This window comes from Paenibacillus sp. JNUCC-31, from assembly GCF_014844075.1.
Lineage (GTDB): Bacteria > Bacillota > Bacilli > Paenibacillales > Paenibacillaceae > Paenibacillus.
In genome coordinates, this window is sequence record NZ_CP062165.1 from 1,852,125 (window position 1) to 1,863,922 (window position 11,798).

14 protein-coding genes and 1 other annotated feature are annotated in these 11,798 nt (G+C 46.6%); all 14 genes read right to left on the bottom strand.

Annotated elements, in window-relative coordinates; translation table 11 throughout:
* Positions 1–97: 97 nt before the first annotated feature.
* Positions 98–1,384: a homoserine dehydrogenase gene (locus tag JNUCC31_RS07900; protein ID WP_192270259.1), complete on the bottom strand. Its 1,287-nt coding sequence runs from the start codon at positions 1,382–1,384 to the stop codon at positions 98–100.
* 95 nt (positions 1,385–1,479) lie between these two features.
* Positions 1,480–1,917, bottom strand: a complete 438-nt coding sequence (locus JNUCC31_RS07905) for an ACT domain-containing protein (protein WP_024633956.1) — start codon at positions 1,915–1,917, stop codon at positions 1,480–1,482.
* Positions 1,918–2,149: 232 nt separating this feature from the next.
* Entirely contained in the window at positions 2,150–3,460 is a 1,311-nt protein-coding gene (gene obgE / locus JNUCC31_RS07910; RefSeq protein ID WP_192270261.1) for a GTPase ObgE, read from the bottom strand.
* 17 nt (positions 3,461–3,477) lie between these two features.
* Positions 3,478–4,215 carry a Spo0B domain-containing protein gene (locus JNUCC31_RS07915; protein WP_063568125.1) on the bottom strand — a complete coding sequence of 246 codons (738 nt, stop codon included), beginning with the start codon at positions 4,213–4,215 and terminating at the stop codon, positions 3,478–3,480.
* A gap of 151 nt (positions 4,216–4,366) precedes the next feature.
* A complete protein-coding gene (rpmA, locus tag JNUCC31_RS07920; RefSeq protein ID WP_024633959.1) occupies positions 4,367–4,678 on the bottom strand; it encodes a 50S ribosomal protein L27 in 312 nt (103 codons plus the stop codon).
* A 23-nt stretch (positions 4,679–4,701) separates the two neighbouring features.
* Positions 4,702–5,031 (bottom strand): ribosomal-processing cysteine protease Prp, encoded by a 330-nt coding sequence (locus JNUCC31_RS07925; RefSeq protein ID WP_192270263.1) that lies wholly within the window; start codon positions 5,029–5,031, stop codon positions 4,702–4,704.
* A gap of 13 nt (positions 5,032–5,044) precedes the next feature.
* Positions 5,045–5,356, bottom strand: coding sequence for a 50S ribosomal protein L21 (rplU, locus tag JNUCC31_RS07930; RefSeq protein ID WP_062328098.1), 312 nt, complete (start codon positions 5,354–5,356; stop codon positions 5,045–5,047).
* A 14-nt stretch (positions 5,357–5,370) separates the two neighbouring features.
* Positions 5,371–5,455, bottom strand: a sequence feature (ribosomal protein L21 leader region).
* A 56-nt stretch (positions 5,456–5,511) separates the two neighbouring features.
* Entirely contained in the window at positions 5,512–6,762 is a 1,251-nt protein-coding gene (locus tag JNUCC31_RS07935) for an Rne/Rng family ribonuclease (RefSeq protein ID WP_192270265.1), read from the bottom strand.
* A gap of 104 nt (positions 6,763–6,866) precedes the next feature.
* On the bottom strand, positions 6,867–7,727 hold the full coding sequence (locus tag JNUCC31_RS07940; protein ID WP_192270267.1) for a M50 family metallopeptidase: 861 nt from the start codon (positions 7,725–7,727) through the stop codon (positions 6,867–6,869).
* Positions 7,720–8,604, bottom strand: a complete 885-nt coding sequence (locus tag JNUCC31_RS07945) for a M23 family metallopeptidase (RefSeq protein ID WP_192270269.1) — start codon at positions 8,602–8,604, stop codon at positions 7,720–7,722. Before JNUCC31_RS07945 ends, JNUCC31_RS07940 begins: the two co-directional genes overlap by 8 nt.
* Positions 8,605–8,827: 223 nt before the next feature.
* A complete protein-coding gene (minD, locus tag JNUCC31_RS07950) occupies positions 8,828–9,622 on the bottom strand; it encodes a septum site-determining protein MinD (protein WP_024633965.1) in 795 nt (264 codons plus the stop codon).
* Between the two features lie 3 nt (positions 9,623–9,625).
* Entirely contained in the window at positions 9,626–10,288 is a 663-nt protein-coding gene (gene minC, locus JNUCC31_RS07955) for a septum site-determining protein MinC (protein WP_192270271.1), read from the bottom strand.
* Between the two features lie 73 nt (positions 10,289–10,361).
* Positions 10,362–10,895 (bottom strand): rod shape-determining protein MreD, encoded by a 534-nt coding sequence (gene mreD / locus JNUCC31_RS07960; RefSeq protein WP_192270273.1) that lies wholly within the window; start codon positions 10,893–10,895, stop codon positions 10,362–10,364.
* Positions 10,895–11,767 carry a rod shape-determining protein MreC gene (gene mreC / locus JNUCC31_RS07965; protein ID WP_192270275.1) on the bottom strand — a complete coding sequence of 291 codons (873 nt, stop codon included), beginning with the start codon at positions 11,765–11,767 and terminating at the stop codon, positions 10,895–10,897. Before mreC ends, mreD begins: the two co-directional genes overlap by 1 nt.
* Positions 11,768–11,798 lie beyond the last annotated feature (31 nt).

An 11,798-nucleotide genomic window follows, 5' to 3' on the forward strand; every position in this document is an offset into this window, starting at 1 on the left:
TAATAATCCGAATATTATAATTGCATGTACTATATGGTTAGACGTGTAACATAAATTTTAGCTTTGATTTGAAATTCAAACCGAAATTTAGGACGATTTATCCTTCAACCCGGTAAACACTCTTAATGCGACGAATGACGGAAAGAGATTCAAAATGTTTTAAAACTTTATCCATGCTGGCCTTGCTAGCGTTATGCGTAACAATGATGATCTCTGCATCCGGGTTATGCTCGTTTGGCTGTTGCACAACCGAAGCCAGGCTGACTTCATATTCAGCGAAGATTTGAGTGATTTGTGCGAGAACTCCTGCTTTATCATCCACATGCAGCAAAATGAAGTTTTTCGACATAATGTGCTCGTCACTTTGCAGGCGCTTCTGTTTATAAGGCACAATCGCTTTGAGACCATTCACGCCCAGCTTCAGGTTTTTGATCACAGCCACAATGTCCGCAACTACAGAAGTTGCTGTCGGAAGTTCACCTGCACCCGCGCCGTAGAACATGGTCTCTCCTACAGCTTCACCGTGTACATACACCGCATTAAACACGCCATTGACGGAAGCTATCGGGTGATTCTGTCTTACCATCGTGGGCTGAACACTAATGGTGATCTCATCGTCCCGACGGTCTGCGATACCCAGCAGCTTCATCTCGTAGCCAAGTCTTTTGGCATACGTTATATCTTCACGGGTTACGGAGGAAATACCGCGAACGGTCACATCCTGCAGTTCCACGTTAGTTCGGAAGCCAAGAGTACCCAGTATCGCCATTTTCCGAGCTGCATCGAGTCCTTCGACGTCCGAAGTAGGATCAGTCTCTGCATATCCAAGTGCTTGAGCCTCTGCCAAAACCTCTTCATACGAGGCGCCTTCCTGGCTCATTTTGGTCAAAATAAAGTTCGTTGTTCCGTTCACAATCCCCATAATGCGGGTAATCCGGTCGGATGAGAAACCTTCAATTAGGGTGCGTATAATCGGAATTCCCCCAGCCACACTGGCTTCATAGAATACATCACATTGCTTCTCCTGTGCCTTGGCCAAAATCTCCGAACCATGCAGAGCCATCAGATCCTTGTTCGCGGTTACGATATGCTTGCCCCGCTCCAGTGCTTCAAGAATGTATTCCTTGGTCTGATCAATACCGCCCATAACCTCAACAATCACATCGATATCCGGGTGACGAATGACTTCCCAGGGATCTTCTGTGAGCTTTGCACGATCTACGGCGATGACACGCTCCTTCTCCGTATTCTTCACTGCAATTTTCTCGATGATAATCGGTGATCCAACCTGACTACTTAGATCCTCCTGATTTCCCTCTACGATACGAACGACCCCAGTACCCACTGTACCCAATCCCAACAATCCCACTTTCACCGGTTTCACTAACCAATCAACCCCCTAAGTCTTTTTCAGCCTGCCACCCCTGTACATGAAATCAGAAATACAACCTATATTTAAACGTTTTGAGTAACGTCCAATTAACCTTGGCCTACAATACGCGTGCGCCGAACTCCGGGCATATCCTGCATCCGATCCAGCATTTCCCCGATTTCCCCATGGAGATGTGATGTCTCCACTGAAATGACAACGTTGGCTCTTCCCTGAAGCGGGATACTTTGATTAATAGTAAGCACGTTGGCTCCATAACCAGCTACATGTCCAAGCACACGAGACAAAATTCCCGACTGATGCTCCAGGTCAATGGAAATCGTTACAATTCTCTCCCTCTCAAGCTGATTAATTAAATGGATCCCATCCTTGTACTTATAAAAAGCACTTCGGCTTAGTCCAACCTGCTCAACCGCTTCATGCACTGTTTTGACATCCCCGGAAGCCAGCAGTTCTTTTACCTGCATGGTCTTCACCACTGCCTCTGGCAAAATGTCTTCCCGTACTAAGTAATAGCGTTCATTCACAGAACGTCCTCTCCTCAAAGACTCATGTATTCATATAGTGGACATTATATAGGATCTATCTCAAAAGGGCAATACCTCACATGTCTATTTTTAGAAAACTGTTCCTCACAGTATACAAGTTTCAACCTGGAGCATGTAAGAGTAAATAAAAAAAAACGCAGAGAAGTGGGTCATCTCCCACGACTCTGCGTATTGCTTTAATGCTTTTTATTGTACAAGGTTCACTGCTATCTTAGTAGTAGCTGCTACCTTCCACAAATTCAAACTCAAAATCACCAATGCGCACAATGGTTCCTTCTTCAGCTCCGCGTTTACGCAGTTCCGCATCCACACCCATATGTCGCAATGTACGCGCAAGTTTTAGAATGGCTTCATGGGAATTCAACTGCATCCGTTTCATCATACGTTCAATCTTGGCACTCTCAACAACGAAGATTTCATTCTCACGTACAATACGGAAGCCATCGTCCTCTTTTTTGTCCAAGCTGTACACTTTGCGTTCGGATAAGTCTGCAACTTCTTCCACCACAGGCTCGTCCGGGATTTGATCCAGCAGATCAGCTGCACGGTACAGGAGCTCTTGAATCCCTTTTCGTGTCAGTGACGAGATAGGCATCACTTCAATATCCGGTTGAACCTCCCGAGCCTTCTGTAAGAATTCCTCAAGATTGGCTTCGGAATCGGGCATGTCCATTTTATTGGCTGCTACAACCTGTGGTCTTTCGGCGAGGACAGGATTGTACAATTTCAGTTCCTCGTTGATTTTCTGCCAGTCTTCGAACGGATCGCGTCCTTCGGAACCCGACATATCAACAACATGAACGATAATGCGTGTCCGTTCTACGTGACGCAAGAACTCATGTCCAAGTCCAACCCCTTCGTGGGCACCTTCAATCAGGCCTGGCAAGTCGGCCATAACAAAGCTGCGACCTTCACCTACACCAACAACACCCAGGTTAGGTGTAATGGTTGTGAAATGATATGCTCCAATCTTTGGCTTGGCTGCCGAAACAACAGACAACAGCGTGGATTTCCCAACACTCGGGAAACCAACCAAACCAACATCTGCCATGACCTTAAGCTCAAGTACGATATAACGTTCTTCGCCCTCTTCACCATTTTCGGCCAGTTCTGGCGCTGGATTGTTAGGGGTGGCAAAACGAATGTTTCCCCGTCCGCCTCGTCCGCCACGAGCAACAACAACCTGTTGACCATGACGTGTCAAATCAGCCAATACTTCTCCACTGTCTTCATCCAAAATCACAGTCCCTGGTGGAATACGTACAATCATGTTCTCAGCGTTCGCGCCATGCTGACTTTTATTACGTCCCTTCTCACCACGAGGGGCCTTGAAGTGACGCTGGTAACGGAAATCCATCAACGTACGCAGACCTTCATCCACACGGAAAATGATGTCAGCTCCTCTGCCTCCATCACCCCCGGCAGGTCCGCCGTTCGGTACATACTTCTCACGACGAAACGAAATAATTCCGTCCCCTCCGTCTCCGGCTTTCACATAAATCTTCGCTTTATCTACAAACATTGGTTAACCCCTTCTTCCTATATTCCGCAAGGCATTCTGAATTGTATAAACGTATCCTCAGACGGAAGCTGCTCCGTTCTGACTTTTTTTCCTTTGAGTACGGCATTGAGCTGCCGTAATGTTTCCGGATCGGGTGTTTGATCCCCATCCAGCCGGACAACCACATCTCCGTGATCCTGTCCGAAGTTCAAGGTCAGTTTGCGAACCTCTCCCCAAGACGACCGGCCGCCGCCATATTGATAGGCTCGAATCGCATCGGCAATCGCCCCCGTAAGCGACTCGCCATCCTCGGGAGAGACCAGAGCACTAAGCTGTAACTCTTCCTCTACGACCACATGCAATTCCAGAGCGACTCCACTGGTCCGGAAAGATTGAAGATAAAAAACGAGTGAAGGAATACCCAATCTGGAGATTCGGCTTTCTTCGTTAACCCGCTCTACTATTCTTTCCACACATTGCACTGATTTATCAAGTTTGCCCAGCCGAAGATATCCATATAACACCTGAAGATCGTTCATCCAATCATGCCTATGATGATTTAATGATGCAATTGCTGTCTTTTCCATAGATTGTATGATGGTTCTGCGTTCCGCCTCTGCCTGTCTCTTCATCACGTTCACAGAAACAAAAAGCACCGCGACGGACCACAATGCGTACACAGCAATTGAAATAATCACTGGATACAGCATAACGAAAACCAAAGGAATCAGAAGTGAACATGCCGCAATCCAGGGCACTCTTTTCCAAGATTTCATGGCTTCTCCCCGTTCTACAAAACTCGGTTGGTTTAAACCCCACCGTAACCAAGTATAACATGTCTTTTCTGCCAGTTCATTATCGAATAACCTTTAAATACAAAAAACCTCCGGCAAAAATGCCGAAGGCTCCTTAGGCGGAATGCCGATATTATGCTTCTACTGCAGCTGCTACTGGAGCAACATTCACAGGGTAGATGCTTACTTTTTTACGATCGCGTCCCCAACGTTCGAATTTCACAACGCCGTCAACTTTCGCAAACAAAGTGTCGTCTTTACCGATACCCACGTTAGTACCTGGGTGAATTTTCGTTCCGCGTTGGCGAACGAGAATGCTACCACCAGTTACTGTTTGACCGTCAGCACGTTTAACGCCAAGACGTTGTGCGTTACTGTCACGACCGTTCTTTGTGGAACCCACACCTTTTTTCGATGCGAATAACTGAAGATTTAATTTCAACATGATTGGTTGTCCTCCTTCTTTAATTATTTGACTTGCTCTATCTGAATATACTTTCCGTATGACTCTGCAATATCAGTGAGCATAACCACCATGGATTCGAGTAGCAATTGTACCTGGGACCAGGTTTCATCTCTCACAAGCACTGGCAAAGAAGCACTTAAAAAGCCATTCTTCATCTTGGCATCCATTTCGACACCAGTCAATGCTTCGATCGAGTTCACTGTACCCACTGTAACAGCGGATACCCCGGCACATACGATGTCTTCTCCCCGCTTGGCAAAATTAGCATGCCCTTTGATGGAAAAGCGATCAATGCTCCCGTCATCATTACGAAAGATTTCAACGATAATCACTTATCGCACCTTCTTACGCTTTGATTGCTTCGATAGTTACTTTAGTGTACGGTTGACGGTGACCTTGCTTCACATGGTAGTTCTTTTTCGGTTTGTATTTGTATACAACAACCTTTTGTCCTTTGCCATGTTTCTCCACTTTAGCCGTTACAGTTGCTCCGGAAACCAATGGTGTACCTGCTGTCAAACCTTGATCGTTAGATACAGCCAGGACACGGTCGAACGTTACGCTTTCGCCATCGTTCGCAGTCAATTTCTCGATGAACAGAACATCGCCCTCTTGGACTTTGTACTGTTTGCCGCCTGTTTCAATAATTGCGTACATTTGCCTTGCACCTCCTCATGTCTCAGACTCGCCCGTTCTCAGGTGACAGTGTCCTTGCGTAACTGTTCTTATACCCGGCCAGTGCGGTTACAGCATGTGCAAGACCAATAGGCTAGACACATACCTGATGATTATACCACCAGCTACACTAAAAATCAATGCAAAGGGGAAATATATCTTTTGCCTGTCCCATGACAGGAAGAACACGGCTCCACATAAGGCAGCGTGCTCTCTTCCCGCACCTTCTTGCGGGTGAGTTCGAGCAGCCCCAGCTTGGTCCAGCCCATTACAAAAGCTTTGGTACGATCCTTCTTAAGCTCATTTTCGAGCGATGCCGCAACCTCCTGCCGATTCATCGCTTCCTCCATATCAATGAAGTCCACAATAATCATTCCACCGATATCCCGAAGCCGCATTAAACGAGCAATCTCAACGGCAGCCTGCATATTTGTCTCCGTTACAGTCTCTTCCAGACTGTCACCGCCTGCTCCAGTGTACTTGCCTGTATTGACATCGACTACGGTGAGTGCCTCCGTATGGTCAATAACGATATAGCCGCCTCCTGGCAGCCACACTTTGCGGGCAAAGTCCTTGTTCAATTGCTCCTGTACACCGTAAGCGGCAAAAATGGATTCCGCTCCCCGGTACACCTGAACTTTAGGCTGATGGCCAGGACATATCTCTTCCAGTAAAGCAGTCACTTCACTAGCTTGTACTTCATCATCCGTAATCACTTCATCGCTACCAGGAGTGTACACATCCCTAATAATTCGCTGAACCATATTTTGATCCCGATGCAGCAGGCTTGGTGAAGGCAAACTTTCCGATTTCTCGCGAATCAGGTGCCACTGCTCACGTAATGTTTCCAAGTCAGCCTCTATGGCTTCCCGCTGCTCCTCTGCGGATACGGTTCGAATGATAAGCCCTTCTTCGCCCCGTCTTAATTGTTCACCCAGTCCTTTGAGCCGGGAACGATCTCCCTCACGGGCAATTTTCTTGGAGACAGCTACATAGTCGGCAAGTGGCATGTAGACAAGCCAGCGGCCCGGCAGTGAATAATGAGTCGTCACCCGGGCCCCTTTGCTTCCAACAGGTTCCTTCAGAACCTGGACAATTACATCCTGACCCGGACGAAGCAACTCCGAGATCGATGGCTTCACTTTGGGCTGTTTCTCCAGATTGGGATGTAATACATCATCTACATACAGAAAAGCATTCTTTTTCTGACCGATATCCACAAAAGCAGCCTGCATACCTGGCAACACGTTCACTACTCTTCCCTTGAAAAAGGAATTCAGCAGTCCACGCTCCCGTGTACGCTCTGCTGTGAATTCTACAGCTTTGCCTTCTTCCAGAAGCGCCATTTGCACGAGGTTATGTTCATTATGTAAAATCATTTGTTTCATGGCTTCACCTCTAGAAGACAATTCAATTCATCCACATCCATTCTGTTTCATTGCACTACTCGTTGTACATGTATTAACCCAATTCCGGACAGGATCCCACGATACTACAACTTCTCGGTGTTTTGTTTGAAATAGGAACCAATGATGCGTTGCTCAGGCAAAACGGCCAAGATTCTCCCCTGTCTGTTCATTACATATATCATATGATATCTTTCTCTCTTTAATAGACGCAAAATAGGTTCCAAAGGTTTCGCCGGAAATGAGATTATCGGCTGTGCCAAGCTGCCTGTGGCTGCATATTGGGCGAACGTACCTTCACGATTCATCAGAAACCGAATAAAGCGATATGGAATATTTCGGTAATCGGTCACATTGGAATAAAACAGGAACAGTCCGATCAGCAGAATATTTAGCGGCAGCCCGTACCCGCCAGCAAACCAGCGACTAATGGCAAACACAATCACTCCAGCACTACAAACGATACTGATTCGGTAGGTCCACATCAATGTTGTATAGTAGGGAGCAAACAGGCTGACGAGTGCCTGTACAATTTTACCGCCATCCAGCGGCAGCACTGGCAACAGGTTAAATAGGGCAATCAGCAGATTCCCCTTTATAATATAATCCAAAAAAACCGGGTCCCCCACGCTACCGTATTTTAACAGCAACACGATTCCAACCATGAGCATATTTTGTAAAGGCCCTGCCAAGGCGATCATGATTTCCCGTCGCGCTGTAATATTCCCGCCATCCTCGATTATGGCAACTCCGCCAAAAGGCAGCATCTGTATCGACAGGACACGGCAGCCCAGAAGGGCTGCCGCTGCAGCATGTCCACATTCATGAATAAATACGATCGTGAACAAGGTGATCAATTCAATAAAATGTCCGGTTATCAGAGATGCCATCATAATGATCACAAAAAAAGGATGGAACGAGATACGTACACCCCATATCCTAATCAAGGGCAACCACTTCCGCAGGGTCTACGTACTCCTCGCCCTCTTTTACAGCGAAATACAATGTGGCAGGTTGATCATTTCCGATCTCCTTCAGACTTCCAACTGCATCTCCCGCTTCAACCCAATCATTCACCTGGACTTCACTTTCGTTCAAGCGTCCGTATATGGCTGTCACTTTGCCAGAGTGCTGAATCACAACCGTCGTTCCATTTTCCGGATCATCCAATACCTGAAGGACACGCCCAGCATCCGAGCTGACTACCTGGACAAGTCCAGTACCACCCGATTCAGGAACAATCTCAATGCCTTTCATGCTCAGTGCAAAAGGTTGAACAATCGTTCCAGAGAGCGGTTTGCCCAGCAGGTGTCGAATACCCGACCCGTTCACAGGATCGGTGGTATGTCCTAGCACAGGCAGGAATGATGGCGTTCCGCCAAAATGCTTTTCGTACCAGGCTTCCGCAACTTCAAAATTCATATCCCGATGCAGCATATCGGCGATCACAGTTTTGGCAGGTGTCGTCCATGATGTGTTCAACTGGAACAATCCCCAAACGGCGCCAAAAACGAACACGCTAATCACAGTTCGTCCCACGAATGACTTTATTAGATTGAAACGAGGATGGCCGTCAGGACCGTAATGACCGTTCTCTTTTTTCCATAGCCACTCTGGATCTCGTTCCTGTTCTGCCAGCGAAGCTCTTGCCGTTCGCAGATTTTCTTGTATATCCATAGACGAGAATGGATTCCGTTGCGTCGATTTACCAGCATTGAACACCGTACCTGATTCTCGCTGCTGCATGATCTCCTCATTAGCCCCATCCATCAGTCGTCGAATGCGTTCTTCTCTTCTCTGCTTAATTCTGAGTTTCGTATTCATGGAATATCCTCCCGCCGAGGCTTGTTTACTACATCCTATGAGGAGCTCGTTCATAATATGAACAAGCTTCGGCAGGAAGCAAAAATAACCCCACAACGTGGAGTCCTTCATCAAAAAACGATCCCTTTGCTACACAGGCACATCAATTAAATATTCATAATATTCAAAAAAGCCGGGCGTTAGGCCACGGCTGTCATACATAAATCTGATGAGGAAAAGTGAGTTAACCCATCCCAAAAAACTTTTTGAAACGTGAGAAGGCACCCTTCTTCTGCTCCAACTGCATCAATGGAACCGTATCTCCCAAAATCCGACGGGCAATATTGCGATAGGCAATAGCCGCAAGTGAGTCTGGATTCATGACTGTCGGTTCTCCCGAGTTGGCCGCCTTGATGACAAGTTCATCATCGGGAACAATTCCAATCAGGTCAATATTAAGTACTTGTAAAATGCCATCAATATCGAGCATGTCGCCTGATTTGACCATATTGTTACGAATGCGGTTCACGACCAATTTTGGGGATTGAATGTGTGAACTCTCGAGCAATCCGATGACACGATCCGCATCACGGACAGCCGCATTCTCAGGTGTAGTGACCACAATTGCCTGATCCGCACCTGCAACCGCATTTTTGAATCCCTGTTCAATTCCGGCTGGACAATCAATAATGACGTATTCAAAATCTTTCTTCAATTCAAGGATAATGTCCTTCACCTGTTCTGGTGATACGGAGTTCTTGTCTCTCGTTTGCGCTGCAGGCAGCATATATAATTCTTCGAAACGTTTATCTTTGACCAAAGCCTGATTCAGACGGCAGCGTCCGTCTGCAACGTCACACAGATCATAAATGATCCGGTTTTCGAGTCCCATTACGACATCCAGATTACGAAGGCCGATATCGGTGTCTACCAGACAAACCTTTTTGCCGAGCAGCGCCAGCGCTGTCCCGATGTTTGCCGAGGTGGTTGTTTTACCCACGCCGCCTTTACCCGAAGTGATCACGATTGCCTCTCCCATGAGCTACACTCCTTTAAACACATTAAAATCTCGGCGCAACCGAACGATATTGCTCATCTTGTCGATCTGCATCTGATTATCCTGTAAATAAGCAAATTCCATTCCGGTCTCTCGGCTCTCCCACTCGTCAGGAGGACGGCTAATAATATCCGCGATGCGCAGCTGAGTTGGAGCAAACACCGAAGCCGCAATGATCGAGTCTTCGTCCCCACCAATTCCGGCATGAGCCATGCCTCTGAGTGAACCCAAAACATATATATCTCCGGTGCACGTTACCGTGCCCCCCGGATTGATATCTCCAAGAAACAAGAGATTCCCTTCATGATGAAGTACCTGACCAGAACGCACCATACCGCACATGGTCATAATCGGCGGAGGCCCTTTAACCTCTGGTTTAAGGGCCGGTGAGTCGATGGAACGAATGAGCAAATTCCCTTTTTGTTTTAGTATATCAAGAATTGCTTCTTTCTGGTCCTCCGTCACTTCCCGGCTGCCCATTTTGATATCCACATGAACAATCGGTCCGGTCAAAATATTTTGATGGCTGTGTTCCAGCTTATAGCGGAGCTCATAGAGCAATTCCTCGAATTCACATTGATCGTCCAACAGGAAAACCAGGCCGTCTCGGATGCCTTTAATCGTTACGTGATTCGATTTTACCGTCATAAGCCTGTCCCTCCCATCTCATTACATTTCGTGGCCGGGTCCCCAAGTTCCTGCTTCTTGCTCCAGAAATGTATTAAGAAGCTTCTTCTGCTTTGCTCTTTCTCTTGCCAATCCGTTCCAATTGTTTGCGCAGCGGGACATAGATGATCAGTGCAAACACAAAATGAATGAACAAATTGGGAATCATGTATTCAATCAGTGCCCAGTCAAATGTGACGTGGTTGAGTTGGAAGAGTTTGTACAGAAAGAATAACATGGTGTCATTGAGCAGACTTCCCAAAAGGACGACAGAAACCATAACCGGCAGTGGTGCACGTGGTGCTTGAAAAATAAGTCCCATCATGTAGGCAGACAAACCCATGGAGAATCCGTACGGTCCAATCATTTCCCCATAAAATACGACGTCGTGCAGAAGTCCAAATAATAGGCCAAGCACCAACGCCGTGTGCCGATGATGATATACAGCGATAAACAAAATCACGATGTAGACTAGATTGGCCGAAATACGCATTTGCCAGGCGGAAGGAATAAGTAACGGAAGAATCGTTCCTTCCGCAATGAACAACACGAACAGCAGCAGGAATAAGACTTGCTTGCGTGTCACCATTATTCTTTTACCTCAGGCGGGATAATGACAATCAGCTCTTTCCAATCCAAAAAGCTTGCATAGGGTTTAATTGTAGCTGTTTTTGTTAGACCATACTCGCTTTTCTCAACCTTCTCCACTTCTCCGATCCGCATATACTTCGGAAAGTTATTGATAATCCCGGAAGAGATAATTTCATCACCGTCTTTAATATTTGAATCTTCCGAAATTTTGGTCATTTTGAGCATACCGGTCTTCGGATCATAACTCTCGATCATGCCAAATACTTTCTCTTTGCCCACCGCTGTAGCTGCAATCGCATTAGATGTCGGATCATTGGCGTCCATAGAAGTTAATAGATTAACCGTTGATGTATAAGAGCTGACATGACTGACAACCCCAACTAAGCCTTCCTGCGAAGTAACAGCCATCCCCGGCTTGATTCCTGCATTTTCACCAATGTCAATATTGATCGTTCTACTGTTCGGGTCAGAGTTGGCACTGATGACCTGAGCAATTCGTGAACTGTAATTATACCGATTCTTTTGTTCTTCGGTAAAATTGAGGGCTTTCTGAAGCTGTTCATTCACCTGCTCCATATCATTGTATTTCAGCCGATCCCGGGTGTAGTGCCCCATAGCAATTCGAAGCTCTTCATTTTCTTGATATACCGTACGCATGTTCGCCAAATCTTTGAAAAAGCCCGCTACAGAAGAAGCGGGCTTGTAGAATACGTATTGTACAAATCCGACTGAATCCTTCAGGAATTTCTCCGGCCAGGATAGAGCGGTTCGCGGACCGAGCGTAAAGCCCATTAACGCGATAAATGTAACAAGGCCCACCAGCAAAACAAAAAGTCTTTTGTTACCCAGCAGTTTAAACAGTTCGACCACCCTCTAACATCCATTATTCTCTTCCGAGCCA